General features: G+C 72.8%; 25 protein-coding genes. 14 read left to right on the top strand and 11 right to left on the bottom strand.

Going from position 1 to position 24,953, the window contains the following annotated elements; genetic code table 11:
- Positions 1 to 500 (top strand): RDD family protein (locus E1284_RS10200; RefSeq protein WP_131938776.1); only part of this gene is annotated, 500 nt, incomplete at its 5' end.
- A 186-nt stretch (positions 501 to 686) separates the two neighbouring features.
- Here E1284_RS10200 and E1284_RS10195 read toward each other — a convergent pair.
- Positions 687 to 1,454 carry a hypothetical protein gene (locus E1284_RS10195; RefSeq protein WP_131938775.1) on the bottom strand — a complete coding sequence of 256 codons (768 nt, stop codon included), beginning with the start codon at positions 1,452 to 1,454 and terminating at the stop codon, positions 687 to 689.
- 223 nt (positions 1,455 to 1,677) lie between these two features.
- Between E1284_RS10195 and E1284_RS10190 the strand changes: the two genes are divergently transcribed.
- From E1284_RS10190 to E1284_RS10180, 3 genes are all read left to right on the top strand, one after another.
- A complete protein-coding gene (locus E1284_RS10190; protein ID WP_131938774.1) occupies positions 1,678 to 2,466 on the top strand; it encodes an ABC transporter ATP-binding protein in 789 nt (262 codons plus the stop codon).
- Positions 2,467 to 2,590: 124 nt separating this feature from the next.
- Positions 2,591 to 3,364, top strand: a complete 774-nt coding sequence (locus E1284_RS10185) for a sulfite exporter TauE/SafE family protein (protein ID WP_131938773.1) — start codon at positions 2,591 to 2,593, stop codon at positions 3,362 to 3,364.
- Positions 3,365 to 3,453: 89 nt separating this feature from the next.
- Positions 3,454 to 3,690: a hypothetical protein gene (locus E1284_RS10180; RefSeq protein WP_131938772.1), complete on the top strand. Its 237-nt coding sequence runs from the start codon at positions 3,454 to 3,456 to the stop codon at positions 3,688 to 3,690.
- Here E1284_RS10180 and E1284_RS10175 read toward each other — a convergent pair.
- From E1284_RS10175 to E1284_RS43625, 3 genes are all read right to left on the bottom strand, one after another.
- Complete coding sequence (locus tag E1284_RS10175; protein ID WP_243714379.1) at positions 3,687 to 4,505, bottom strand: Rieske (2Fe-2S) protein; 819 nt, start codon at positions 4,503 to 4,505, stop codon at positions 3,687 to 3,689. The genes E1284_RS10180 and E1284_RS10175 overlap by 4 nt on opposite strands.
- Before the next feature lie 203 nt (positions 4,506 to 4,708).
- Complete coding sequence (locus E1284_RS10170) at positions 4,709 to 6,934, bottom strand: molybdopterin dinucleotide binding domain-containing protein (protein ID WP_131938770.1); 2,226 nt, start codon at positions 6,932 to 6,934, stop codon at positions 4,709 to 4,711.
- 197 nt (positions 6,935 to 7,131) lie between these two features.
- Positions 7,132 to 7,263, bottom strand: coding sequence for a hypothetical protein (locus E1284_RS43625; RefSeq protein WP_279433033.1), 132 nt, complete (start codon positions 7,261 to 7,263; stop codon positions 7,132 to 7,134).
- A gap of 133 nt (positions 7,264 to 7,396) precedes the next feature.
- Here E1284_RS43625 and E1284_RS10165 point away from each other — a divergent pair, with 133 nt between their 5' ends.
- The 3 genes from E1284_RS10165 to E1284_RS10155 are packed head-to-tail and all read left to right on the top strand — an operon-like array spanning position 7,397 to position 9,817.
- Positions 7,397 to 8,491, top strand: coding sequence for a CapA family protein (locus tag E1284_RS10165; RefSeq protein ID WP_131938769.1), 1,095 nt, complete (start codon positions 7,397 to 7,399; stop codon positions 8,489 to 8,491).
- Between the two features lie 40 nt (positions 8,492 to 8,531).
- On the top strand, positions 8,532 to 9,290 hold the full coding sequence (locus tag E1284_RS10160; protein ID WP_131938768.1) for a MerR family transcriptional regulator: 759 nt from the start codon (positions 8,532 to 8,534) through the stop codon (positions 9,288 to 9,290).
- Entirely contained in the window at positions 9,287 to 9,817 is a 531-nt protein-coding gene (locus E1284_RS10155) for a GyrI-like domain-containing protein (RefSeq protein ID WP_131938767.1), read from the top strand. Before E1284_RS10160 ends, E1284_RS10155 begins: the two co-directional genes overlap by 4 nt.
- A gap of 13 nt (positions 9,818 to 9,830) precedes the next feature.
- Here the strand turns inward: E1284_RS10155 and E1284_RS10150 are convergent, their stop codons facing one another.
- Positions 9,831 to 10,841 (bottom strand): AraC family transcriptional regulator, encoded by a 1,011-nt coding sequence (locus E1284_RS10150; protein WP_131938766.1) that lies wholly within the window; start codon positions 10,839 to 10,841, stop codon positions 9,831 to 9,833.
- Positions 10,838 to 11,944, bottom strand: coding sequence for an LLM class flavin-dependent oxidoreductase (locus E1284_RS10145; RefSeq protein WP_131938765.1), 1,107 nt, complete (start codon positions 11,942 to 11,944; stop codon positions 10,838 to 10,840). The genes E1284_RS10150 and E1284_RS10145 overlap by 4 nt, the downstream gene beginning before the upstream one ends.
- A gap of 550 nt (positions 11,945 to 12,494) precedes the next feature.
- Here E1284_RS10145 and E1284_RS10140 point away from each other — a divergent pair.
- A complete protein-coding gene (locus tag E1284_RS10140; protein WP_131938764.1) occupies positions 12,495 to 13,253 on the top strand; it encodes an endonuclease/exonuclease/phosphatase family protein in 759 nt (252 codons plus the stop codon).
- Between the two features lie 14 nt (positions 13,254 to 13,267).
- Here the strand turns inward: E1284_RS10140 and arfA are convergent, their stop codons facing one another.
- Positions 13,268 to 14,791 (bottom strand): arabinosylfuranosidase ArfA, encoded by a 1,524-nt coding sequence (gene arfA / locus E1284_RS10135; RefSeq protein ID WP_131938780.1) that lies wholly within the window; start codon positions 14,789 to 14,791, stop codon positions 13,268 to 13,270.
- 323 nt (positions 14,792 to 15,114) lie between these two features.
- On the opposite strand from arfA, the gene E1284_RS10130 reads away from it, so the two are divergent.
- From E1284_RS10130 to E1284_RS10115, 4 genes are all read left to right on the top strand, one after another.
- Positions 15,115 to 16,149 (top strand): LacI family DNA-binding transcriptional regulator, encoded by a 1,035-nt coding sequence (locus tag E1284_RS10130; protein ID WP_131938763.1) that lies wholly within the window; start codon positions 15,115 to 15,117, stop codon positions 16,147 to 16,149.
- Between the two features lie 301 nt (positions 16,150 to 16,450).
- A complete protein-coding gene (locus E1284_RS10125) occupies positions 16,451 to 17,293 on the top strand; it encodes an arabinan endo-1,5-alpha-L-arabinosidase (RefSeq protein ID WP_243714378.1) in 843 nt (280 codons plus the stop codon).
- 27 nt (positions 17,294 to 17,320) lie between these two features.
- Positions 17,321 to 20,056, top strand: coding sequence for an AAA family ATPase (locus E1284_RS10120; protein ID WP_131938761.1), 2,736 nt, complete (start codon positions 17,321 to 17,323; stop codon positions 20,054 to 20,056).
- A gap of 10 nt (positions 20,057 to 20,066) precedes the next feature.
- Entirely contained in the window at positions 20,067 to 20,408 is a 342-nt protein-coding gene (locus E1284_RS10115; RefSeq protein WP_131938760.1) for a cupin domain-containing protein, read from the top strand.
- Positions 20,409 to 20,412: 4 nt separating this feature from the next.
- Here E1284_RS10115 and E1284_RS10110 read toward each other — a convergent pair whose 3' ends face one another.
- The 3 genes from E1284_RS10110 to E1284_RS10100 all read right to left on the bottom strand — a co-directional run bounded on the left by E1284_RS10110 (position 20,413) and on the right by E1284_RS10100 (position 21,908).
- Complete coding sequence (locus E1284_RS10110; protein WP_131938759.1) at positions 20,413 to 20,760, bottom strand: DUF1330 domain-containing protein; 348 nt, start codon at positions 20,758 to 20,760, stop codon at positions 20,413 to 20,415.
- A gap of 58 nt (positions 20,761 to 20,818) precedes the next feature.
- A complete protein-coding gene (locus tag E1284_RS10105) occupies positions 20,819 to 21,187 on the bottom strand; it encodes a nuclear transport factor 2 family protein (RefSeq protein WP_207923671.1) in 369 nt (122 codons plus the stop codon).
- Between the two features lie 76 nt (positions 21,188 to 21,263).
- Positions 21,264 to 21,908 (bottom strand): TetR/AcrR family transcriptional regulator, encoded by a 645-nt coding sequence (locus E1284_RS10100; protein ID WP_131938758.1) that lies wholly within the window; start codon positions 21,906 to 21,908, stop codon positions 21,264 to 21,266.
- 91 nt (positions 21,909 to 21,999) lie between these two features.
- Here E1284_RS10100 and E1284_RS10095 point away from each other — a divergent pair, with 91 nt between their 5' ends.
- Together E1284_RS10095 and E1284_RS10090 are read left to right on the top strand one after the other, a co-directional pair.
- Entirely contained in the window at positions 22,000 to 23,421 is a 1,422-nt protein-coding gene (locus tag E1284_RS10095) for an MDR family MFS transporter (protein WP_131938757.1), read from the top strand.
- Between the two features lie 680 nt (positions 23,422 to 24,101).
- Positions 24,102 to 24,356, top strand: a complete 255-nt coding sequence (locus E1284_RS10090; protein WP_131938756.1) for a GntR family transcriptional regulator — start codon at positions 24,102 to 24,104, stop codon at positions 24,354 to 24,356.
- A gap of 23 nt (positions 24,357 to 24,379) precedes the next feature.
- Here E1284_RS10090 and E1284_RS10085 read toward each other — a convergent pair whose 3' ends face one another.
- Entirely contained in the window at positions 24,380 to 24,922 is a 543-nt protein-coding gene (locus E1284_RS10085; protein WP_131938755.1) for a YdeI/OmpD-associated family protein, read from the bottom strand.
- Positions 24,923 to 24,953 lie beyond the last annotated feature (31 nt).

Genomic DNA, 24,953 nt, shown 5'->3' with positions numbered 1-24,953 from the left:
CCGCCCAGCCCGGCTACGGCGCCCCCGCGCAGCCCGGGTACGGCCAGGAGGTCCACCACCACCACTACGGCTCGACCGGCCAGCTGGCCGAGTGGGGCTCGCGTGCCGGTGGCTACATCATCGATTACCTGATCTTCGCCGGTCCGGTCTTCGTCCTCTACCTGCTCGGCGGCCTGCTGGCCGGCACCGGCAGCGGCGGCGCCAGCCTGCTCGCGGTGCTGTTCTACCTGATCGGCCTGGCCCTGTCCGTGGCCGGCGGTCTGTGGATCTGCTACCAGGAGGGCACCACCGGCCAGTCCATCGGCAAGCGGCAGATGGGCATCCGCCTCGTCAGCGCGCAGACCGGCCAGCCCATCGGCTTCGGCATGGCGTTCGTCCGCAAGTTCGCCCACATCGCCGACAGCTTCCTGTGCTACATCGGCTTCCTCTGGCCGCTGTGGGACGACCGCAAGCAGACCTTCGCCGACAAGATCTGCAACACGATCGTGGTCCGCGCCTGACCGGAGACCATCAGAACGGGGCGTCCCTCACCAGGGGCGCCCCGTTTCCGTATGCGGCCGGCGCGCCGTTGCGGCTCCCTCCGACTCCGCTAGCGCTCCGTTCCGGGAACCGGGTCGTTTCCCCTGTGGGGGGCGACCCCCCACGCCCCCCGGCAAGGGCGGTCCGACCCGGCTCCCTCCACTCCGCTAGCGCTCCGTTCCGGGAACCGGGTCGAACGCGCTGTTGCATGCCGCCACCAGGGCGCGGCGGACGGCGGCGTCCAGCAGGCGGAGGGCCTCGCCGCGGCGGGTCATCTGGTCGGCGCTGAGGCCGCGGTCGTCGAGTTGGCGGGCCAGGTCGACGACGAGGGACAGCCGGCCGGCGAGCGCGGCGACGCGGTGGGCGCGCTGCGGGTAGCCGGGGGCGAGCGGATGGCCGCCGCGGTCCGGGTCGCGCAGGTCGACGAGCGCGTCGGCGATCTCGGGCGGCACGCCGGCGAAGTCGTCCACGGTCAGCAGCGCCTCGGTGGCGTCCCGCATGGCGAGGGTGAGCCGCCGGTCGGCCTCGGCGAGGGACGGGACGTCCGGGAGCCCCGCCGACGCGTCGTGCGGCGTCCAGCGGACGCCCACGTAGGACGAGCCGCGCCGGTCCTCGGAGGGGACCAGGCCCATCGCCCGCCCGTCCAGGACGGCGACGACGGCGGCGCCCGCCTCGATCGCCGCGGCGTTGAACGGCGGCGGACCGGTCAGCCCGAGCGGGTCGCCGGGCTCGGGCAGCGCCAGCCGCAGCGCCGACAGCCCGCCGACGCGCAGGTCGCCGAGGCCGCGGCGCAGCGTCACCTCGGCGGGCTCGCCGCCGAGGATCTGCGGCCCGGCGCTCTTCTCGACCGCGTCGACCGCCTCGTCGAGGCCGACGTGCCCCGTCAGCCACGCATTGCCCCAGGCGACCAGCGACGTCGCTACCGCCCCGCTCATTCTGTCGTGCTCATTCTCGGACTCTCCGCAACGGGCATGCGATCCACGATAAGCGCTCGGATCGCCGGTTCCACCGGACGTAAGGGACCTATCGCGGCGGAGGAGCACCCTGGGGCCGCCGTTTCCGGCGGGGATCCGGGGGGCCACCGCCGTCCCGGATCGCATAGGTTCTTCTCCTGAGGGCTAGATCACGGGCGACCGGGATTGGGGACGAAGGCACGCGATGGCCGGCGAGGTACTTCAACTCCGCGGAGTCGGGGTCAGGCGCGGCGGGGCGACCCTGCTGCGCGATGTGACATGGACCGTGAACGAGGGCGACCGGTGGGTCATCGTCGGCCCGAACGGAGCGGGCAAGACGACGCTGCTCCAGATCGCCGCCGCGATGCTGCATCCGTCCGCGGGCACGGTCGAGATCCTGGAGGAGGAGATCGGCCGCACCGACGTCTTCGAGCTGCGTCCCCGCATCGGCCTCGCCAGCTCGTCGGTCGCGGAGAAGGTCCCGGCCGGTGAGACGGTCATCGACCTGGTGCTGACCGCCTCGTACGCGATCCTCGGCCGCTGGCGGGAGGAGTACGACTCGACCGACGTCGGCCGCGCCGTCGCGCTGCTGGAGGCGCTCGGCTGCGCCGACCTGATCAAGCGGACGTTCACCACCCTCTCGGAGGGCGAGCGCAAGCGCGTCCAGATCGCCCGCGCCCTCATGCCCGACCCGGAGCTCCTGCTGCTGGACGAGCCCGCCGCCGGCCTCGACCTCGGCGGCCGCGAGGACCTCGTCGCCCGCCTCGCCGCGCTCGCCGCCGACCCGGCCGCCCCGACGATGGCGATGGTCACGCACCATGTGGAGGAGGTCCCCGAGGGCTTCACGCACGCGCTGCTGCTGCGCTCCGGCGAGATCGTCGCGCAGGGCAAGGTCGATGAGGTCTTCACCCCGGAGCACCTCTCCGCCGCCTTCGGCCTCCCGCTGGCGATCGACCGCCAGAACGGCCGCTGGTACGCCCGCTCCGCCCGCTGAGCCGCGCCGAGCCGCGCGGGCCGGCCCGGGGCGGTCCCGGAGCACCCCCGATCGACGCCCGTGAGCCGGTGCTCCCTACGATGTGTGCGCCCCCGAGAACCCGCAGCGCTTGGATGGGACGCACGTGAACCTGTTGGACACGGCCGCGATCTTCGCGGCCGGGGTCGCCGCCGGAAGCATCAACACGGTCGTCGGATCCGGCTCCCTGATCACCTTTCCCACGCTGCTGGCGCTCGGCTACCCGCCGGTGGTGGCGAACGTGTCCAACAACATCGGACTCGTCCCGGGCGGCGTGACGGGCGCCTACGGCTACCGGGAGGAGCTGAAGGGGCAGCGCGGGCGGCTGCTGCGGCTCGCGCCCGCGTCGCTGGCCGGCGCGGTGATCGGCGGCCTGCTGCTGCTGGGGCTGCCCGCCGAGGCGTTCAACGTCATCGTCATCGCGCTGATCGTCATCGCGCTGGTCCTGGTCGTCGTGCAGCCGCGCCTCCAGCGGCGGGTGGCGCTGCGCCGCGAGGGCGCGCATCGCCCGAACGGCGGCGCGGGGCTCTGGGCCGGCGTGTTCGGCGCGGGCATGTACGGCGGCTACTTCGGCGCCGCGCAGGGCATCATCCTCATCGCGCTGCTCGGCATCCTGCTGGACGACGACCTGCAGCGCCTGAACGGGGCCAAGAACGTCCTGTCGGCCGTGGTGAACGGGACGGCCGCGATCCTGTTCACGCTCATGTGGCTGTTCGCCGGCACCGAGATCAGCTGGTGGGCGGTGCTGCTGATCGCGGCGGGCTCCACCTGCGGCGGCGTGATCGGCGCCCGGGTCGGCCGGCGCATCCCGCCGCTGGTGCTGCGCGGCGTGATCGTCGTCGTCGGCGTGGCCGCGATCGTGAACCTGCTGCTGCCCTGACCAGCGTTTTCGGGCCCGCCACGGGGATTGCCGACCGGACATTTCGGGTATAAGTCGAATATACGTTCGACTGCCGGAGGGGCGACGCGATGAAGGGCGACAGGGTCGAGATCGTGGTGGACGCCGGGGGCGACGGAACGCGCACGTACGAGGTGACGGCGAGCCGCGCCGGACGCCGCGTGGAGGTCGCGACCCGGCGCGGCGTCGTGGAGGTCACCGAGGTCACCCGGACGGGCACCCCCGTCCGGACGGCCCGCTTCATGTCCAGTCGCGTCCTGGCCCTCGTGGAGCACCCCGTCTCCACCGAGGGCGGCGAGTCCGGCTAGAGGGGCCGGACCTGGAGGATGCCGTCCTCCGTCACGCGGCTCTCGAAGGACGGCTGGCGGGCGGTGGCGGGGCCGTGCACGACGGACCCGTCGGCGACGCGGAACATGCTGCCGTGCCAGGGGCAGACGACGCAGACGTCGGCGTTGTCGTCGGTGACGATGCGGCCCTGGTGCAGCGGCCCGGCCAGGTGGCTGCAGCGGTCGGTGAGGACGTGGACGCTGTCGCCCGTCCGCAGCACGAACAGGCTGATGTAGCCGAGCCGCCGGGTGACGGGCCAGCCGTCCGGGAGGTCGGCGGCGCTGCACAGGTCGTGCCAGCCGAGCGGCACGAGGTGGCCGACCTTGTCGGCGTGGCTGGCGCCCGCCGCCTGCCGGAAGGCCAGGTGCCCGCCGAGGTAGGTGCCGGCGAGCAGCGTGGACAGGCCGGCGAAGCCGAACGCCCGGCCGGCGCCGTCCCGTCCCTGGTGGCGGGCGATGAGGGACGCCGAGTACAGCGCGCTCGTCGTCGCCATCCCGGCGGCGTGGATCAGCCCGACGCGCTGCTGCTCGCGGTGCAGGGAGCCCCAGTCGGCGATGCCGGTGAGGACGCTCGGCAGGGCGCCGGCGAGCCCGGCGGCGACCAGGGTCTGCGCGGCGCGGCGCGTCCCCGGCATGAGGTCGAGGACGGCGGCGGAGATCCACAGCCCGACGGGCACGTCGGTGAGCGGCGGATGGGCCGGGTGGCCGAGCGGGACGCCGTGCAGGGCGTCCTTGACCGGCCCCGGGTGCAGCGTCCGCCGCACGGCCGTGGACAGGACGCGGATGGTACGGTCCAAACCGCGCGCCTGCTCCAGTGCGTCCGTGGCGTCCGCGAGCCGTGCCGGGGTCTGGGGCTGTGACCCGCGCCGGAATATGTTCACCCGTCGGGGCATGTCCCCTCCTCCGCGGTTTGTGAGACGCCTGTTGCGACACTAGTCTTCCGCGTTCTCCTGCGGCCAGTCATACCCCTACCTGTGGCCGGGAGAGGTAAACCACGGGGTCAGCGGGCCTGCGCGGTCGCCAGGGCCTCCAAGGTGACGGGGACTCCGTTGAAGACGGCGTTGCCGGACAGGGGGTCGATCTCCTGCTCGTCGGTGACCGCGTTGACGTTGACGCCCGCGTGCCGGTGCGCGACGCCGGTGCGCGTTCCGGGACGGTCGTGCCCCCATCCGTGCGGCAGGCTGACCACGCCGGGCATGACGCTGTCGGTGGGTTCGGCGACGGCGTCCACGCTGCCCGTCCGGGACGTGACGCGGACCAGGCCGCCCGCGGCGACGCCGAGCCGGTCGGCGTCGGCGGGGTTGAGCTGGAGGGTGCAGGTGTTGGAGCCGCGCACCAGCTCGGGGACATTGTGCAGCCAGCTGTTGTTGGAGCGCAGCTGGCGGCGCCCGATCAGCACCATGCCGTCGTGCCGCGGGGCGGTCAGTGCGGCGTGCAGCCGGTCGACGTCGGCGGCGAACGTGGACGGGCACAGCTCGACGCGGCCGGACGTCGTGCAGAGCACCTCGTCCAGGCGCGGCCTGAGGGCGCCGAGGTCGAGCCCGTGCGGGTGCTCGGTGCGAAGCCGGGTCAGCGTGAGACCGGACGGGTCGGCGCCGAAGCCGTCGCCGTAGGGGCCGAGGCGCAGCATCATGTCGAGCCGCTGCTCGGTGAGCGTGCCGGTGTCGAGCATCTTGCGCAGTTCGCCGGGTTCGCGGCCGTGCACGGGGGAGCCGGGGAGCGCGGTCGCCTTCGCCAGCGTCGTGCTGATGATCATTTCGTCGAGGGCGGCCGGGTCGCCGTCCGCGCCGGAGGCGACCATCGCGAGCCGGGCGAGGAGGTCGGCCTCGCTCGGGCGCCCGTCCGGCAGCGGGACGGCGGGCGGCGAGTAGCGCGCGTAGTCGCGGACGGCGAGCCCGGTCAGCGCGATGTCGTAGTGCGGCGTCTGCGCGGGGCGCGGCGGCGGCAGGACCACGTTCGCGTGCCGGGTCGTCTCGTTCAGGTACGGGTCGACGCTGACCATGAACTCCAGGCCGGCGAGCGCGCGGTCGAGCCGGGCGGCGTTCGGCGCCGACAGCGCCGGGTTCCCGCCGATGGTGATCAGCGCCCTGACCTGCCCCTCGCCCGCGGTCTCGATCTCGTCCACCAGCGTGGCGACCGGGAGCTCGCCGTTGACCTCGGGCAGCGCGCGGACGCGGCTGCGCCACCGCCCGGTCGTGAACGGCTTCTTGCGCCGGTACACGGGCATGTGCGCGGGGCGCGGGAACATCGCGCCGCCCTCGCGGTCGAGGTTGCCGGTGAGGACGTTCAGGGCGTCCACGAGCCAGCTGTTCAGCGTCCCGAACGCCTGCGTGCAGGTCCCGATGCGGCCGTAGACGGCGGCGCGGTCGGCGGCGGCCAGCTCGCGGGCCGTCCGCCGGATGACGTCCGCCGGGACGCCGGTGGCGGACGCGACGCGCTCGGGCGCGAAGTCGACGGCGAGGGCGCGCAGGTCGTCCAGGCCGTTGACGCGCCCCGGCAGGCGGTCGGTGACGAGGTCCTCGGCGAACAGGGTGTGGACGAGCGCCATGAGGAAGAACGCGTCCGTCCCGGGGCGGATGAACAGGTGCTCGTCGGCGAGGGCGGCCGTGCGCGTGCGCCGCGGGTCGACGACCGTGACCTTGCCGCCGCGCGCCTGGATCGCCTTCAGGCGTCCGGGGAAATCGGGCGCCGACGCGAGGCTGCCGTTCGACTCCAGCGGATTGGCGCCCAGCATCAGGAGATGCTGCGTCCGATCGAGGTCGGGCACGGGGATCGCGAGGGGATCGCCGAACATGTGCCCGCAGGACACGTGCTTCGGCATCTGGTCGGCGGTGCTGGCCGTGAACAGGTTGCGGGTGCCGAGCGCCTTCACGATCGCGGCGGTGTACAGCGGCCCGGCGATCGAGTGCGCGGTCGGGTTCCCGACGTAGACGGCGACCGCGTCCCGCCCGTGCCGCCCGATGACGCCCGCGAGCCCCTCCCGGACGGCCTCGAACGCCTCGTCCCACCCGGCCTTCTCGCCCTTGACCAGCGGCTCCGCCAGCCGGTCGGGATCGCCGTCGAGGCTGCCGAGCGTCGCGCCCTTGGGGCAGATGAAGCCCTTGCTGAACGGATCCTCGGCGTCACCCCGCACGCGGGTCACCGTTCCCGCGTCGTCAATGGTCAGTTCGAGCCCGCACAGGGCTTCGCAGAGGGGACAGGTGCGGAACGCCGTGCGGTCGCCCATCGGGACACTCCTTGTGAACGGGACCGTTCGCCCAATGATGACTTGTCGGTCGCGACCGCACCATGACCGGCCCCCGGGCATGGCCGTAACGGTGATTTGGGAGTTACTGCGAAGGCGAGGACTTTCGGCAGCCACTAGGGAGCTGCGACGCCCCTCACCCCAACGGCTCAGAGAACCCCGCCTACCGGGTCGGTTTTTCAGACGGTCTCTAGCTCGGTGAAGCCCACGCTGAGCTTCATGCCTTCCGGAAGCTCGGTGTCCAGCGCGTCGCGGTGGACGGTGGCGAGCTGGTAGCTGCGGCCGGACCAGTCGAGCCGGTGCTCCTCCACCGAGTGGATCGTCTCGTCGGCGTCCAGGACAACGATGAGGGTCGGGGAGGAGGTTCCAGGGGGTCGCCGCCTTCGGTGGACATGAGATGCTTGGCCGCCAGCGGGCCCGTGTGGGCTGGACGGAGGCGAGGCGATGGGCAGGCGGGGGAAGGCGGCCGCGGTCGCGGCGATGGCGGCGGTGGCGCTGACCGCGGCGGCGTGCGGAGGTTCCGGCGGCTCGGACGCGGAGGGGGCGACACCGCCGCCCGCGACGTCCGGGGCTGAGGGCGGCGCGAAGAAGCCGGCGCAGCCGGTCAAGGAGCCGATCATTCTCGCGTTCGGTGGCGACACGCATTTCGAGGGGCAGTTGCGGGCGCGGCTCGGCAATCCGTCCACGGCGCTGGGGCCGGTCGCCAAGCAGCTCCGGGCGGCGGATCTCGCCATGATCAACCTGGAGACCGCCATCACGACGGGCGGTACACCGGCGCCGGGCAAGCAGTTCACGTTCCGGGCGCCGCCGTCCACGTTCAAGGCGCTGAAGGCCGCCGGGGTCGATGTCGTCTCCATGGCCAACAACCACGGCATGGACTACATGGAGGGCGGCCTGCGCGATTCCCTGGCCGCCATGAAGCGGGCGCGGTTCCCGGTCGTCGGCATCGGCAAGAACGCCGATGACGCCTTCAAGCCGTACCGCGTGACCGTGAAGGGCAACAAGCTCGCCATCGTCGGTGCCACGCAGGTGCTGGACGACAACCTGATCCAGGCGTGGACGGCGACCGACGCCAAGGGCGGTCTCGCGTCGGCCAAGGACGTCCCGCGGATGGTCCAGGCGGTGAAGGAGGCGCGCAAGGGGGCGGACGTCGTCATCGTCCACCTGCACTGGGGCGCTGAGCTTCAGCCTTGCCCGCTGCCGCGCCAGAAGGAACTCGCTCAGCAGCTTGTCGAGGCGGGCGCCGACATCATCGTGGGGGGCCACGCGCACATCCCGCTGGGCGGCGGCTACATGGACGGCTCGTACGTCCACTACGGCATGGGCAACTTCGTGTTCTACTCCGCGAACGGCCAGACGGCGAAGTCCGGTGTGCTGCTGCTGAAGGTGCAGAACGGCAAGGTCGTGAAGGACAAGTGGAACCCGGCGCTCATCCAGGGCGGCATCCCGATTCCGATGAAGGGCGCCGCCGCGCAGGCGGAGCTCAAGCGGTGGAACGGGCTGCGCGGATGCACGGGCCTGTCGGCGCGGCCGTCCTGAGCTGGACTCTCCCCCCGTGGGAGGGCTCAGGGTGGGGCCCGTGAGCGACGATCTCCTGCCGATCGGGCGGTTCGCGCGGCTGTGCAGGCTCAGCGTCAAGCAGCTGCGGCACTACGACGACCTCGGCATCCTGCCCCCGGCGTGGACGGACCCCGCGTCCGGCTACCGGTACTACCGGCCCGACCAGGCCCGGGACGCGCTGATGGCCGGCCTGCTGCGGGCGATGGGCGTGCCGCTGCCCGCGGTGGCGCGCGTGCTGGCGGGGGACGCGGGCAGCGCGCTGCAGGAGGCGCGGGACGGGATCGAGGCCGACATCGCCCGGCGGCGGCGCGGCCTCCGGCTCCTGGACCGCGTCCTCGCCGAGGGGCTGCCGGAGCATGAGGTGGCGATCGTGCGGGAGCCGGCGCGGCGGGTGTTCGCCGCGCGGGAGTCCGCGACGCCGCTGACGATCCCGGACGCGACGGGGGCGTGCGTGCGCCGGCTGCTGCCCAGGATGTCGCCGGACGGCCTGCTCGTCGGCCTGTTCCCCCTGGACATGGCGGACGAGTTCGACGTGCGCGTGGCCGTCCAGGCACCGGACGGCGACGAGGTCCTCCCCGGCGGGACGTTCGCGGCGGCCGTCCACGTCGGCCCTTACGAGGAGATCCCGCTCACTGTCCATGGCGTGCTCGCGTGGTTCGGCGACTACGGGCATACGCCCGCCGGGCCCGTCCGCGAGGTGTACCTCAACGACCCCGCGACCACGCCGCCCGACCACCTGGAGACCCGGGTGATGGTTCGAGTGGGTGATGAGCAGTGAGCTGGTATGAGGCTTCGAGCGAGCCGGAGTTGGCCGAGCACGGGCGTGTGTCCGGCCTGGCCGTCACAGGGCGCGGTGAGCCTGCGGGTGCCGCGTACGGGGTGAGCGTGGGTGCGCTGTACGCGGTGCTGGGCGCGCTGGGTGCGCCGATGGTTCCGCTGGAGGGGCGCTGGTGGGTGGAGGACGAGCGCTCACCGTTCGACGTCCCGCGTGAGGAGTGGCGGTGGCATCTGTTCCTTCGCCTCCCGGACGACATCGTGTTGATCGGCCGCGCCCGTGAGGAGGCACGTGCGGGTGTGCCCGCGGCTGCGCGCGTCCAGTACGTCACCTACGACGACGGCCTGTGCGTGCAGATGCTGCACAGCGGCCCCTACTCGGACGAGCCCGCGTCCCTCGCGCGCATGACCGCGCTGATGGACGCCAAGGGGCTCGTGGTGAACGGGCTGCACCACGAGATCTACCTGTCCGACCCCGCGGAGACCGACCCGGAGAAGATGCGCACGATCCTGCGGCAGCCCGTGCGGTAGACGCGAGGTGGTGTCAGCTCGGGCCCGGCCGGCCGCTCCGCTTGAGGGTCTGCGTGGGGGTCTCCCCGAAGCGCTGCCGGTAGTGGGCGGCGAAGCGGCTCATGTGGAAGTAGCCGGCGGCTCTGGCGATGCCGGTGACCGTGCCCGGCCCGAGCTGCGCCACGGTGAGCGCCGCGCGCGCGTGATCGAGCCTCGTTCCGCGCAGGAGCTGGGTCGGGGTCAGGTCCCACTGATTCTGGCAGATCGCCTGGAGCTGGCGCACGCTGATGCCCACCGATGCCGCGATGTCGGTGACGCCGATGGGGCGGTGGTGGTTCGCCTCCACCCACTCGCGGATCGCGCCCGCGAGATGGTGCGGTGTCCGCGCCGGTTCCTCGGCGAGGCTGCGCGTCGCCGTGTGCGGGAGGCCGAGCAGGATCGCGGTGAGCAGCGACTCCTCCAGGGTGCGCGCCGCCAGCGGGTGGAGCCCGCCCCGGGCCGTCGCGTGGTCGAGGACATCGCACACGTGCCGCCAGGTCTGGTCGACGATGGACGCCGGAAGGACGGCGGGGCCGTCCGCGCCGTGGAAACGCAGCGGCGCGGTGCGGTCGCGTCCGAGATGGCCGGCGAGGTGGTCGGCCAGGCGTCCGGTGCTCGTCGCGATGACGAGGCAGCCCAGGGCGGGGTGCGGCGTCATCCGCATGGGCTCGTCGTGGGACAGCACAAGGCTTCCCTTGGCCGTGTCGCGGTTCCCGGTGGTCCGGTACTCGACGGCCATGGGCGCGATGGGCGCGCACATGGCGAAGTGCCCCTCCGTCGGCGGCGTGTCCACGATGACGCCGCCGCCCCCGTACCGCACCCACACCATGTTGATCGCGCCGACGCCGAGGGCGTTGACCAGGCCGTCCAGCGGGACGTCCGGCCGGCGGACCTGGAGGTCGTGGCCCACGGCGAACGGTTCGACAGTGTCGTGCAGGACGCCGATGTCCGCGCTGGCGACCCGTCGATGGGCGGACAGGGGCGGCGGGGTTGCGGGAGGAGTCATGTTCGCGTGGGCGGAGCCTTCTCAGGACGGTCGATGGGCAGGACACCTCGGGCCCGCAGGCGAGGCATGACCTCGGCGGCGAAGTAGCCCAGTTCATCAGCGTAATTGAGGAACGACAGAGCGATACCGTCGAAACCCGCACGCGCGAACTCCGCGAGCCCGTCGGCGACGGTGTCGGGGTCGCCGATCAGCGGGCAGCTGCCGTGGCCGGCGGCGAACCGGTCCCGGTAGATCTGGAGCATCTCGGGAGTGAACGACTGCGCGTGCAGCCCTTGGAGCCGCATCACCTCGTCGACGGCGGGCCAGTCGGCGTGCTCGTCGGCGTAGTAGTGCAGGAACTCCTCCGCCTCGGTCGTGGTCGGACGGCACACGACGTGCCCGAGCGTGAAGACCCCGACCGTCCGGCCGTAGGACGCGGCCTCGGCGCGGATCGCCTTCACGATCTCGGCACCGTCCTCCGGCCCGGCCACGACGGTGAACGCCCGGTCGGCGTTGCGCGCGGCGAACGAGCGCCCCTGCTTGGACGACCCGGCGTTGATGACGGGCACGCCGTGCCCGTTGAAGGGCTTGGGACGGCCCACGACGTGCTGCAACTGGAAGAACCGTCCGTCATGGTCGAACGGCTCGTCGGTCGACCAGATGCGCTTGACGACGTCCCACCACTCCTGTGCGAGCGCGTAGCGCGTGTCGTGGTCGTCGGGCAGCTTGAGGCCGAACATCTCGTACTCGGGCGCGTGCCAGCCCGCCACGATGTTCAGCCCGATCCGCCCCCGGCTGAGGTGGTCGGCGGTCGCGAGCTGCTTCGCCGCGACGACCGGATGGTGGAACGCCGTGTGGACGGTGCTGAACACGCGGAGGCGGCTGGTGTGGGCGAGCAGGCCGGACGCCCAGACCAGCGGGTCCAGGGCGCTCCGGTGGAAGTCGGTGCCGGGGCCCCAGTCCGTCCAGCGGGCGACGGGCAGCAGGAAGTCGATGCCGGTCTCGTCCGCGAGCCGGGCGAGCCGGAGATTGTTGTCCCAGGTCGCGTGCCATCGCTCCGGAGCGGTCGTGATCGCGAGTCCCGATTCGGTGTTGGGGGAGAACAAGCCAAGCTGGAATCCCATGCCGACCTCTTTTTCGTCCGGTCGCCTTCGGCATTGCCCGCCCAGTATCGGAAGCCCCCGGACGATCGGCAATGGCCCCCGAGTGCCTCGCCGCCGGCGGAAGGGGTCAGACCGGGATGGCGCCGAGGGCGAGCCGGTCGAAAGGCCCCGCCTCATTCGACCGCCGCTCCGTCATCGCGTACACGACGACCCGCGCGGGACGTTTCCGCTGCTCGCGGGCGCGCGATGCCAATTCGTGTGCGACTTCGGCGAGATGGGCGCCGCAGGAATCGCGTCCGCCGTCTCCGGGTGCGGGCCCCTCCAGCCGCACGTGAAAGCACGACTGGCGGCCGCAGTGAGGCGTTGAGCACGGTCGTTCGCCATCGAGGGGCATTAAGGGGAGCTTTCGTGAGTCGGGTGGCCGGCCCCCATCATGGCCCACCGCGCGCCGCCCTTCAACGCGAACGGGACAGACCACCGCGCGAACGGGCTAGCAATAAATAACGCAAAACGCACATTCATCCGATAAGTCATCCCGCGGCCGGGGCCCTGCCGACGTAGGGTGGCGGCCATGAGCATCCGCGTCCTCACCTTCAACACGCTCTTCAGAGGACGGGCCCGGGACCGCATCGAGGCCCTGGCCGGCGTACTCGACGACTCCGACCACGATGTCGTCTGCCTGCAAGAGGTGATATCGCCGTTCATTCTGGCCGCGCTCCGCCGCCTGACGCCCTCCTATCCCCACATGGCGCGGGCCTGGGGATTCCCGCTGGTCCGCGGCGGCCTGGTCACCCTTTCCCGATGGCCCATCGCCCGCACCCGCTACGAGCCTTTCGCTCCCGCCCGTCCGGCCCGCCCTGAATGGCTGCTGAACAAAGGCGCGCTGTTCACCCGCATAAAACTGCCGAACGGTCATCTCACGGTGGTCAACACGCACCTTTCCGCGAACATGGACATGGACTGGTCTCCGTCCAACGCCTACACAAAGGCGGAGCAGGCCGAACTCGGCCGGCTGGCGACCGCCATCAGGCGGATCGATCCGGTGGAACCGCTGGTCGCCATGGGCGACTTCAACGTCCCCCGCGACTCCCCCTACTTCGCGGCGTTCGCGTCCGCCGCCGGCCTGCGCGACGCCCTCGCCGGCAGTACGGAACCGACCTATCGCCCCGAATGCGCCGACATCGGGGCGATAGACCAACTCCTCCACAGGCCGGGGCTGACGGCGGAAGCCCGCGTCGTCTTCAAGGACGAGGTCCGCCTACCCGGCGGCGACCGCACGCACCTCTCCGACCACTACGGCATAGCCGCCACCCTGCGCCTCACCGAGTGACCTCGACGCGAGCCTCAGCGCTCCTCTCCCGCGCGGGTCAGCCGGATGGCCGTCCAGGACACCCGGGGCAGGACGGCCTTGAGCGTGGGGCCGTCGATCGACACATGCTCGTTGGGACGGAGCACGACGCGGTCGGGGGCTTCGCGGGTGTTGGTAGCGGTCAGGTCGGTGTCGGTCAGCGTGTACGTCTCGGCCGGCCGCAGCTGCTCGGGGAACAGGTGCAGGTCCACCGTCAGCTCCAGCGGGGCGTTCTGGTCGCGGTTGACGGCGAAGACGACCACGTCGCCGGACTCCGCGTCGTGGGTGGCGATCGCGTCGACCACCGGGACCTCGCCGTAGCGCGGGGTGTCGTAGGTGGGCGACGTGAGCCGGGTGCGCAGGACGTCGCCCCGGGCCAGGGCGGCGGTCTTCGCGAACGGGTGGAAGATCGTCTGCCGCCAGGCCGGGCCGCCCGGTTCGGTGCGGATCGGGGCGATGACGTTGACCAACTGCGCCTGGCAGGCGGCGGTGACCCGGTCGCTGTGCCGCAGCAGGGAGATCAGCAGGTTGCCGACGACGACCGCGTCCGCCACGTTGTACTCGTCCTCGATGACGCGCGGCGCCACGTCCCAGCCCTCGGGCGGCTCCTGGCCCTGGAAGCGGGACAGGTACCAGACGTTCCACTCGTCGAACGACAGGTTGATCTTCTTCTTGCTGCGCAGCCGCGCGCCGACGCTGTCGGCGGTGGCGACGATGCTGTCGACGAAGTGGTCCATGTCGACGGCGCTCGCCAGGAACGAGCCGAGGTCGCCGTCCAGCTCCTCGTAGTAGGCGTGGCAGGAGACGTAGTCGACGAGGTCGTACGCGTGCTCCAGGACGGTCGCCTCCCACGCGCCGAACGTCGGCATCCCCGAGCCGGAGCTGCCGCAGACCACCAGCTCCAGACCGGGTTCCGCCGAGCGCAGCGCACGGGCGGTGGACGCGGCGAGCAGCCCGTACTCGTGGGCCGTCCTGTGCCCGAGCTGCCACGGCCCGTCCATCTCGTTGCCGAGGCACCACAGCGTGATGCCGTACGGCTTGGCCGCGCCGTTCGCGCGCCGCAGGTCGGAGAGGGTGGTCCCTTCGGGATGGTTCACGTACTCGTGGACGTCCAGTGCCTCCTGGACGCCCCGGGTGCCGAGGTTCACCGCGTACATGATCTCGACGTCGGCCTTGTCCGCCCACCGGGCGAACTCGTCGATGCCGACCTGGTTCGTCTCGACGCTGTGCCAGGCGAGGTCGCGGCGGCGGGGACGCCGGTCGCGCGGCCCGATGCCGTCCTCCCAGCGGTATCCGGAGACGAAGTTGCCGCCCGGATAGCGCACCATCGTGACGCCCAGCTCGCGGGTCAGCGCGAGGACGTCGGTGCGGAACCCGTCCTCGTCCGCCGCCGGGTGGTCCGGTTCGTAGATCCCGGTGTAGACGCAGCGCCCCATGTGCTCGACGAACGAGCCGAACGTGCGGCGGCTGACCGGGGCCACGACCGAGGCGGGGTCGAGGACGGCGGATGCGTGCAGCATGGCTTCCCTTCGGGGGACGGTGTCGCGGACGGTGTGCGAGGCGAGGCGTCCGGTGCTGAACCGGGAGGTCCGGCGGGGCGCCGGGGCGGTGGTTCTCGTGGACGTCCCGTCCATCGTCGCCGGGCTCATCGCAGCGCGTTCCTCCGCCTCGGCGTGGCGCGAGTCGCATGTCGTCCCCGATGAGCACACCGCCCATCGGGTTCCACTATCCTTTTGCAGCGCTGCAAACAGGATGCACGCCGCGCTGGTGGACGGCAAGAGGGAACCTGCCGGAAGCTTGTGACGGGCGGGAGCGGGCCGCCGACCGACCGGAGGGGACGGGCATGCGACGAGGGCGCGAGGTGACCCTGCGCGACGTGGCCGAACTGGCCGGCGTCTCCAGCCGGACGGTCTCCAACGTGGTGAACGGCTACGCGAACGTCACCGAGCACACCCGGCGGCGCGTGCAGGAGGCCGTCGACCGGCTCGGCTACCGGCCCAACGTGCTCGCCCGCAACCTCGCCCGCGGGCGCTCCGGGCAGATCGCCGTCGTCGTCCCGTACCTGGACACGCCGTACTTCTCCGAGCTGCTGCAGGACATCATCCGTGCGGCCCGCGTCCAGGGCTACAACGTCCTGATCGACCAGACGGACGGCGACCGCGAGCACGAGCGGATGCTCATCGACCACGGCTCCAGCCGGCTGCTCTTCGACGGGGTGATCTTCAGCCCGCTCGGCCTCTCCCAGCGCGCCCTCGCCGACCGCGACCCGAACCTGCCGCTGGTCATCCTCGGCGAGCGGGTCAGCGATGGAACGTTCGACCACGTCGGCATCGACGACGTCGAGGCGTCCCGGCACGCCACCGAGCACCTCCTCGACCTCGGCCGCCGCCGCGTCGCCGCGATCGGGGACCAGCCGTACGAGACCGGCGAGGCGGCCCAGCTGCGCACCCGGGGCTTCCGCGAGGCGCACGAGCGCCGCGGCCTGCCCGTGCACGAGGACCTCATCATCGGCAGGCCCCGCTTCAACCGGGCCGACGGCGCCGAGGCCATGGCCTTCCTGCTCGACCGGGACGACCCGCCGGACGCCGTCTTCTGCTACAGCGACCTCGTCGCGCTGGGCGCCATCCGCACCCTCGTCTCGCGCGGGATGCGCGTGCCCGAGGACGTCGCCGTGATCGGCTACGACGACATCGAGGACGGCCGGTACTCCAACCCCACGGTCACCACGATCTCCCCGGACAAGGGCATGATCGCGGCCACCGCCGTCGAGCGCCTGCTGCTGCGCATCGGCAGCACGACCCCGCCGCCGGGGCTGGAGCTGCGGGCGCCGCACCGGCTGATCGTCCGGGAGAGCACGGCCGGGCGCGCGTCCGGCTGAGCCCGCCCCGCGGCGGCCCGGCGGGGAGTTTTCATGGCCGTATTGCGTCGCGCAGGGGGCCGGTGCATCCTGTTTTGCAGCGCTGCAATCGTCGGTCGCGGGCGGCTCGCCGCTCGCACCGCCGGCCGTCGCGGCGACGGGCGCCGGCGCCCGGCATTCCCGGAAGAAGGCGAAGGCTCCCACGTCGGCGTCGATGTTACCGGTCACACCCGCTGCTGTGCGCGCGGTCTCCCGGCCACCCGGGCCGGCTGCCGCCGCGCATGTCGGGCCGGCAGCGTCATCCGAGAGGAGAGCCCGTCACATGACCGCTCCCGTCCGGGCGCCCGATGGGACGTACATCGTCGTCACGACGGGCGACGACATCCCGATCAAGACGTCCACCGACCGGACCGCGTGGCGCAGCGCCGGGACCGCCTTCCCCGGCGGCGCGCCGTGGACCGCGTCCTACACCGGTGGCTCCCGCAGCCTGTGGGCGCCCGACATCTCCTACCACAACGGCCAGTTCTACCTGTACTACTCGGCGTCCACGTTCGGCTCGCAGCACTCCGCGATCTTCCTGGCCACCAGCCCCAGCGGCGCGGCCGGAACCTGGACGAACCGCGGCAAGGTGATCGAGAGCAGCGGCTCGGTGAACTACAACGCGATCGACCCGAACCTCGTCGTCGACGGATCGGGCCGGTGGTGGCTGACCTTCGGGTCGTTCTGGTCGGGCATCAAGATGATCCGCCTGGACGCGGGCAGCGGCCTGCGCTCGGCGTCCGACACGTCCGTCCGCTCCATCGCCTCCCGGGGCGGCGGCCCGATCGAGGCGCCGTTCATCTACCGGCACGGCGGCTACTACTACCTGTTCGTGTCCTTCGACTACTGCTGCCGGGGCGCCGCCAGCACGTACCGCGTCATGGTCGGCCGGTCGACCTCGGTCACCGGCCCGTACGTCGACCGCAACGGTGTGGCCATGAACTCCGGCGGCGGCACCGAGATCCTCGCCGGCCACGGCTCGATCCACGGGCCGGGGCACGAGGCCGTCCTCAGCGATGTCGACGGGGACGTCCTCTTCTACCACTACTACGCGGACAGCGGTGCCTCCTACCTGGGCATCAACCTCCTCGGCTGGGACGGCGCCGCCTGGCCCTACGTCTACTGAGGCCGCCGGGTTTGCCAGGATGGCCCCATGGGTGGGGACGAGCTGCGCGGGAGGAAGCCCGAGCAGGACGCGATCGCCGACCTGCTGGCGCGGGCCCGCGCGGGCACCAGTTCGTCGCTGGTGCTGCTCGGCGAGGCGGGCATCGGCAAGACGGCGCTGCTGGAGCACGCCGCCGCCGCGGCCGGGGACATGCGGCTGCTCCGCGGGACGGGGATCGAGTCCGAGGCGGAGCTGCCGTTCTCCGGGCTGCAACTGCTGCTGCGCCCGGCGCTCGGTTCCCTCGACGCGCTGCCCGAGCCGCAGCGCGCGGCGCTGGCCGCGGCGTTCGGGCTCGGGCCCGCGTCCGGCTCCGACCCGATGCTGGTCGGGCTGGCGGTGCTGTCCCTGCTGGCCGAGCACGCGGACGGGACGGGGCTGCTGTGCCTCGTCGACGACGCGCAGTGGCTCGACCGGGCGTCGCGGGACGCGCTGCTGTTCGCCGCGCGGCGCCTGCACGCCGAGGGCGTGGCCATGCTCTTCGCGGCCCGGGACACTGAGGAGCCCTTCCCCGCCTCCGGCCTGCCGGAGCTGCGGCTGTCCGGGCTGGCGCCGGAGGCGGCGGCCGCGCTGCTCGACCGGCATCCGCTCCCGCCCGCCGTGCGCTACCGCCTGCTCGCCCTCGCCGGCGGCAACCCGCTGGCCCTGCTGGAGCTGCCGGTCGCCCTGGCCGCCGAGGGCGGCGGCGCGTTCGCGCCGGGGGCGCTCCCCCTCACCGGCCGGCTGCACCTGGCCTTCCACGGCCAGGTCAGCCGGATGCCGGAGCGCTGCCAGGACCTGCTGCTGGTGGTGGCGGCCGACGAGACCGGCGAGCTCGCCGTGATCCTGCGCGCCGCCGCCGCGCTGGGGGCGGCGGCGGAGGACCTCGCCCCCGCCGAGCGGGCGGGGCTGGTGGTGCGCGGCGACGCCGACGGCACCGTGATCCGCTTCCGCCACCCGCTGATCCGTGCGGCCGTCCACCAGCGGGCGCCGCTGGGGCGGCGCCTCGCCGTCCACCGCGCGCTCGCCGCCGCGCTCGCCCCGCCGGAGCACGCCGACCGCCGGGCCTGGCATCTGGCGGCCGCCGCCACCGAGGCCGACGAGGAGGCCGCGGCCGCGCTGGAGCGCACCGCCGCGCGCGCCCGCGAGCGCGGCGGCCCCGAGGCGGCCGCGGCGGCCTACGAGCGGGCCGCCCGGCTGAGCCCCGAGCCGGCCGCCAGGGCGCACCGCGAGGCCCTCGCGGCGGAGGCGGCGCTGGAGGCGGGCGACCTGGAACGCGCCCGGGCCCTCGGCGACCGCGCGGCCGGGCGGCTGCCGGACGCCCCCGCGGTGCACGCGCGGACCGCGCAGGTCCGGGCGCTCGCGGACTTCTGGCAGGGCGCCTACCCGGCCGCCCACCGGTCGCTGCTCGACGGCGCCGACCTCGTCCGCGGCACCGATCCGGGGCAGGCCGCCGCGCTGCTGATCCAGGCGGTGCACACGTCCTGGTACCTGGGGGAACGGCAGCTCGCGGCGACGCTGGACCGGCTGGCCGCGCTGCCGCTGGACGACGCGGACCCGCTCGCACCGGTGCGGGCCCATCTCGTCCCGCTCGACCCGGACCGTGCCGACCGTCCGCCGCCACTGGCCGCCACCCTCGCGGCGGTGCGGCGGCGTGGCCGCGTCCCCGACCAGGTGCTGATGCTTGTCTGCGGGGCGGCGCTCGCCCTCGGCCAGGACGCCGACGCCGGCGAACTCGCGGCCTCGCTCGCCGCCGAGCACCGCGACCGGGGCGGCGCCGGACGGCTGCCGACGGTGCTGTTCTTCGTGGCCGAGAGCGAGGTGTTCACCGGACGGCACCTCGACGCGCTCGGCACCGCGACCGAGGCCCTCGGGCTCGCCCGCGACACCGGCCAGCGGCAGTGGGTCAGCCAGTTCGGCAGCGTCCTCGCCTACCTCGACGCGGCCGAGGGGGAGGAGGCGTCCTGCCGGCGCAACGCCGAGGAGGGGCTGGCGGGGGCCGCCGCCGGGGCCGTCTCGCCCGGCGCGCCGTGGGCGCACTGGTCGCTCGGCCTGCTCGACCTCGGGCTCGGCCGCGCCGAGGCGGCCCTCGCCCGGTTCGAGCGCCTCACCCGCGAGCCGATGCGCCATCACATCTGCGCGATGCGGTCCGTCCCCGACCTGGTGGAGTCGGCCGTGCGGGTGGGGGCGCCGGAACGCGCCGCCGAGCCGCTGGCGCGCTTCGAGCGGTGGGCCGGGTCGGTCCGGCAGCCGTGGGCCGACGCGCTCGTCCTGCGCTGCCGCGGGCTGCTCGCCGCCGACGACCGGGCCGAGGCGTCCTATGCCGCGGCCCTGGAGCTGCACGACCCGGAGCGCCGCGCGCTCGAGTACGCCAGGACGGCGCTGCTCTACGGCGAGTGGCTGCGCAGGGCGCAGCGGAAGGCCGAGGCGCGCGGACCGCTGAACGACGCCCTGGAGGTCTTCGACCGGCTCGGCATGCGTCCGTGGGGCGACCGCGCCCGCGCCGAGCTGACCGCGACCGGCGCCCGCGACCGCGGCCCCCGTCCCGCCGGCGGCGCCGCCGGCCTGACCCCGCAGGAGCTGCAGATCGCCCGCCTGGCCGCGCGGGGCCTGTCCAACCGCGCCATCGCCGCGCAGCTCTTCCTCAGCCACCGGACGGTCGGGTACCACCTCTACAAGGCGTATCCCAAGCTCGGCGTCGCCTCCCGGGGCGAGCTGCGGGATTGTGCCGACCGGCTGGGCCTGTGACACTGTCCCGATGACCATGCCGGACGAGGTGCTACCAGGGCAAACGCTCCCCGTGGACGTCGAGGGCGTCCCGCCGGTCGAGCTGGGGACCGGTGTCCTGGTGCGGACGCTCCCCGGCATGCCGGGCATCAGGACGTGGGTGATCGACCTCGCCCCGGGCGCGGAATGGCCGGACCTCGACGTCCACGAGACCTACGGCGAGGCGTACTTCGTCGTCAGCGGCGAGATCATCGAGGGCGACCGCACCCACGGACCGGGCACCTACGTCGCGTTCGGCCCGAAGACGAGCCACCGGCCCCGCACGGAGACCGGTGTGCGCGCCTTCGGGTTCAACTACGACGCCCTGGCCTGACGGGTCAGGCGCGCGCCGCGGCCTCCCGCACGGCCCGCGCGGCGGGGGCCGGGTCGTAGCCCTCGGGGACGCCGCCGACGAGGATGATGTCGCCCTCGATGTGCCGCGAGCGCAGCGGCGCGATCTCCCGGTACGCGGGCGAGTCCCACCAGGCCCGCGCCTCGGCGGTCCCGGGGAAGCCGATCATCACGACGGCCCCGGGCCAGCCGCCCTCCAGCACCTCGTGCGCGGTGGCGTGCACGAGGTAGCGGCCGCCGTGCGGCGCGAAGGTCGAGGGGAGGCGTTCGATGTACTCCGCGATCTCCGGGTGCGGGGCGGCGTCCTGCAAGTGGGCGATGACATAGGCGGTCATGACGGCTCCTTTCGGGCGGGGCGGGACGGGCCGGCCGGTCGGCCCGCCCCGGGGTGGATCAGACTCCGGCCGGCACCTTGTCGAGGAAGCCGAGCACCTGGCCGATCCGCCCGTCCGCGCCGATCCGCGCGACGTCGAAGCCGATGACGACCGGCTCGCCGCCCTCGGGCCCCAGGTGCCAGGTGAACCGCGCGATGTCGTGGTGGGCGTCCACGGCGTCGCCGAGGCTGAAGACCAGCCCGCCGAACTGCGCCTGGACCGCCGCGATGGTGGCGTCGAGCCCGTCCCGTCCCTGGACGGAGACCAGCGGGTCGATGTACTCCGCGTCCTCGGCGAAGACCTCCGCCACGACGGCCCGGCGCGCGTCGCCGTCGGTCTCGTTCCACGCGGCGATGTAGCGCTGGACCAGCTCGTTCATGTCGCTCATGGGTCTCTCCTCAGTGCTCGTTCTCCCTTGCGAGCACCAAATTACGGAGACGGGGACGACGGGGAATCTGACGTGCCTAGGTACTTTCGCGGGCGCCTTCGGTACCCGGCGGCGGCGTCACGGCCTGGTCCTTCCGGTAGTGGGTCAGGAGGGGGAGGAACAGCTCGTCGACGATGGCGGTGATGCGCTCGTCCGGGACGGGCTCGAACGTCATCAGCATGTCGTGGCGCAGCAGGTCGAACGGCAGCGTGAGCACCGATTCGGGGACGCGGTCGCGGTCGAGGTCGCCGCGCTCGACGGCGCGGCGGTAGACGTCCCGCGACCAGAGCGAACCGCCGCCGAGCATCTGTTCGCGCAGTTCGGCGGGCGTGGTCCCGGCCTCGGCGAACAGGCCGCCGAGCTGCGCGCCGACCATGGTGGCGAGCTCGATGCGGCGGCGGGTCGCCGAGCGCATCAGCGCGATGAGGTCGCCGCGCAGGCTCCCGGTGTCCGGGACGGCGACCGGATCGGCCTCCCGGCGGTGCCGGATGGCCGCGATCACCAGTTCCGTCTTGCCCGGCCACCGTCGGTAGAGGACGGCGCGGCTGGTCCCCGCCCGGACGGCGACGCGCTCCATCGTCAGCGCGGCGTACCCGGCGTCGACCAGTTCGTCCCACGCGGCGCGCAGCAGCGCGTCCTCCAGGGCCTTGCCCCGCCGGCGCCGGCCCGGCTCCTCCGCCACGGCGTCCTCCGTTAAGAGTCACTTGTGTTCCTTACTCGGGTAGCCTACCGTGAGGCATAAGGTACATTCCTGACTCTTAACGAGGTCCGTCATGGGGGAACGTCTCGACCCGAAAGTGCTGAGAACGGCCGGTGTGCTGATCGCCGGAGTCCTCGCGGTCGTCTTCGACACCACGATCGTCGGGGTGGCGCTGCACTCGCTGGCCGCCGACCTGCACACCACGGTCGCCGCCATCCAGTGGGTCACCACCGCCTACCTGCTCGCGCTCGGCATCACCGTCCCGCTGAGCACCTGGGCGATGGCCCGGTTCGGCGGCAAGCGGGTGTGGATCTTCTCGCTGGCGGTGTTCCTGGCCGGATCGCTCGCCTCCAGCACCGCCTGGGACGCCCCGTCGCTGATCGCCGGGCGGGTCGTCCAGGGCATCGGCGGCGGACTGATGCTGCCGGTGATGACCACCCTGGTCGTCCGGGCCGCGGGCGGCCGGCTGCTCGGCCGCACGACAGCGGTCATCGCGCTGCCCGCCCTCGTCGGCCCGATCCTCGGCCCGCTGGTGGGCGGCCTGATCCTCACGCACTTCAGCTGGCGGTGGATGTTCTGGGTGAACGTCCCGTTCTGCGTCGTCGGCATCTGGCTGGCCGCGCGCTTCCTCGACCGCGACGACCCCTCGGCCCGTCCGCGCCTGGACGTCCCCGGGCTGGCGCTGCTCGCCCCCGGCATGGCCGCGACGATCTTCGGCCTCTCCGAGGCGGCCACCAAGGGCTTCACGGAGCCCGGCGCCCTGACCCCGCTGCTGATCGGCGTCGGCCTGGTCGCGGGCTTCGCCGCCTATGCGCTACGCCGCCGAGCACCCCTGGTGGACGTCCGCCTGTTCGCCCACCGCCCGACGGCGTCGGCTTCGACCGTCCTCTTCTTCTCCGGCTTCACCCTCTACGGCGCCGTCCTGCTGCTGCCGCTCTTCTACCAGCAGATGCGTGGCACCACGGCCCTCGGCGCGGGCCTCGCACTCGTCCCGCAGGGCATCGGCACCCTCCTCAGCCGCTCATTGGCCGGCAGCCTCACCGACCGCCTCGGCGCCCGCCCCATCACCGTCTTCGGCTTCCTCGTCGTCGGCGCCGCCACCGTCCCCTTCGCCTACGCCGACGCCCACACGAACACCTGGACGCTCGCCGGCTGGCTGCTCCTACGCGGCATCGGCCTGGGCGCCGTCACCGTCCCCGTCATGGCCGTCGCCTACCAGGGCCTGGACCGCGAACAGATAGCCCACGCCAGCGTCCTGATCCGCGTGGCGCAACAAATAGGCGGCTCCTTCGGCACAGCGGTCCTGGCGGTGATCCTCGCGCACGTCATGACCACCGGCCACCCGGCCGACGCCTTCCACCAGTCCTTCTGGTGGGCCACGGCATTCGCCGCCCTGGCCGCCCTACTCTCCCTGACCCTCCCCGGCAGAACCGCCGCCGACCACCTCGAACTGCGCCCGGACGTCCCTTCGGAACCCGCCCGCTCCCACCCGTGACCGCCGTTCACCGGGTGCGTTGATCTGCGGCGTGTTGTTGTTATGAGCGCGTCGGAAGCAACAACACGCCGCAGATCAACGACGGTTGACCCGGTCGACGTTCGTGGACACCGCACTAGCAGGTGGTGCGGTGCTTGCCGACGTAGCCGTACCGCCTGGACGCGGCGTACGTGGTGGCCGTCCACGTCAGCAGGGCCACACCCGGCATGTCCAGCAGGGCGGCGAGCAGCGTTATAGCGCGCCTCCCGCTAGGTAGTGAAGCCGCCTGCGTGCTGCGCTGTGGTCCTGCGCCCGCAGTGGGAACTCGGCCCACAGCCGGTCTTGCCGGACGGTCTCCCTGACGCACGCGTCCGCATCCGGCCCGTACACGGCCGACTCCAGCCCCGCCGCCACCTCACGAGCCGAGAGGCGCAGCGCCAAGCGGGCCGTCCAGTGCCTTCCGTCCGCGTTGAATTCCAACGCTTCCCACCGCCGCGACGCGCGCGCCGTAGTCTCGTTGTCCATCGGGCATCGACTCCTTCGAAGTCGGTCTCCGTAGGCCCGTCCGGCGCTGCGAACGCCGGACGGGCCGCTGTGCTCCTTGGACTACTTACTGTAACTCCAAGTGTCCCTTAGTGTCTTTAGCTGTCCCTAACAATCCTCTGTCCTGCCATGTTCTGTGCAGTCATAGCGTGTCTTGCGTGGGAGAGATCGACCTTGACGGGCCGGAACCGCTCTTTGAGCAGGTAGCGGGCGTTCTGCGCAGGCGTATCGCAGCCGGGGCGTACCCGGTCGGGCGCCGCATTCCAAGCGTCCGGGACATCGCAGATGAATTCCGGGTGTCGCAGACGACGGCGGAGGCGGCCGTCCGCGTCCTCCGGCGCGAAGGGCTTACGCGCGCGACGCGGGGACGCGGCACCTTCGTCATCGCGGTGCCGCCCGCCGGTGGCGCGTAGTTGTCGGGCGGGCGGCGGCAGGGTCAGGAGGCCAGGAGGGTGGCGATCGCCTTGTCCAGGCGGGACGTGCGGGTGGCGGGGGTTCGGGCCTTGAGGAGCGGGAGGATGAGCAGGTAGCGGTCGGTTTTGCCTAGTTGCTCGAAGCGGGCGGCGGCCTCCGGGTGGGCTGACAGGGCGGCGGCCAGGTCGGGTGGGACGGCGGCGTCGCGCTGCCCGGCGTAGGCGGCGGCCCAGCGGCCGTCCGCGCGGGCGGCGTCGATCTCCGCCATCCCGGACGGACGCATCCGGCCCGCGGCGATCAGCGCCTCCGCGCGCTCGACGTTGATCCGCGACCAGGGGCTGCCCTTGCGGCGCCGCGAGTAGCGCTGCAGGTAGAAGTGCTCGTCGAGGCCCTTGCGCTGGCTGTCGATCCAGCCGTGGCACAGCGCCACCTCGCCCGCCTCCCCGATGGTGATGCAGGCGACGGGCGCGCCCTTCTTGGCGATCTTCAGCCAGGCGTCGTCCTCGGCGTCATGGTGCGCGGCGAGCCACGCATCCCACTCGGCGCCATCCCGGAAGTGCAGCATCAACGGCCCCCATGTTCGGTGAACCAGCCAA

It is taken from the genome of Actinomadura bangladeshensis (assembly GCF_004348335.1).
GTDB lineage: Bacteria > Actinomycetota > Actinomycetes > Streptosporangiales > Streptosporangiaceae > Spirillospora > Spirillospora bangladeshensis.
Note: the sequence above shows the minus strand (reverse complement) of the source record. Positions and strands in the feature narration are given on the sequence as shown.

Coding starts and splice junctions, on each gene's coding strand:
- E1284_RS10115 (WP_131938760.1), top strand. CDS start 20,067: ATGACCATGCCGGACGAGGTGCTACCAGGGCAAACGCTCCCCGTGGAC.
- E1284_RS10140 (WP_131938764.1), top strand. CDS start 12,495: ATGAGCATCCGCGTCCTCACCTTCAACACGCTCTTCAGAGGACGGGCC.
- E1284_RS10145 (WP_131938765.1), bottom strand. CDS start 11,944: ATGGGATTCCAGCTTGGCTTGTTCTCCCCCAACACCGAATCGGGACTC.
- E1284_RS10125 (WP_243714378.1), top strand. CDS start 16,451: ATGACCGCTCCCGTCCGGGCGCCCGATGGGACGTACATCGTCGTCACG.
- E1284_RS10095 (WP_131938757.1), top strand. CDS start 22,000: ATGGGGGAACGTCTCGACCCGAAAGTGCTGAGAACGGCCGGTGTGCTG.
- E1284_RS10150 (WP_131938766.1), bottom strand. CDS start 10,841: ATGACTCCTCCCGCAACCCCGCCGCCCCTGTCCGCCCATCGACGGGTC.
- arfA (WP_131938780.1), bottom strand. CDS start 14,791: ATGCTGCACGCATCCGCCGTCCTCGACCCCGCCTCGGTCGTGGCCCCG.
- E1284_RS10110 (WP_131938759.1), bottom strand. CDS start 20,760: ATGACCGCCTATGTCATCGCCCACTTGCAGGACGCCGCCCCGCACCCG.
- E1284_RS10105 (WP_207923671.1), bottom strand. CDS start 21,187: ATGAGCGACATGAACGAGCTGGTCCAGCGCTACATCGCCGCGTGGAAC.
- E1284_RS10180 (WP_131938772.1), top strand. CDS start 3,454: ATGAAGGGCGACAGGGTCGAGATCGTGGTGGACGCCGGGGGCGACGGA.
- E1284_RS10120 (WP_131938761.1), top strand. CDS start 17,321: ATGGGTGGGGACGAGCTGCGCGGGAGGAAGCCCGAGCAGGACGCGATC.
- E1284_RS10165 (WP_131938769.1), top strand. CDS start 7,397: ATGGGCAGGCGGGGGAAGGCGGCCGCGGTCGCGGCGATGGCGGCGGTG.
- E1284_RS10130 (WP_131938763.1), top strand. CDS start 15,115: ATGCGACGAGGGCGCGAGGTGACCCTGCGCGACGTGGCCGAACTGGCC.
- E1284_RS10195 (WP_131938775.1), bottom strand. CDS start 1,454: ATGAGCGGGGCGGTAGCGACGTCGCTGGTCGCCTGGGGCAATGCGTGG.
- E1284_RS10170 (WP_131938770.1), bottom strand. CDS start 6,934: ATGGGCGACCGCACGGCGTTCCGCACCTGTCCCCTCTGCGAAGCCCTG.
- E1284_RS10190 (WP_131938774.1), top strand. CDS start 1,678: ATGGCCGGCGAGGTACTTCAACTCCGCGGAGTCGGGGTCAGGCGCGGC.
- E1284_RS10085 (WP_131938755.1), bottom strand. CDS start 24,922: ATGCTGCACTTCCGGGATGGCGCCGAGTGGGATGCGTGGCTCGCCGCG.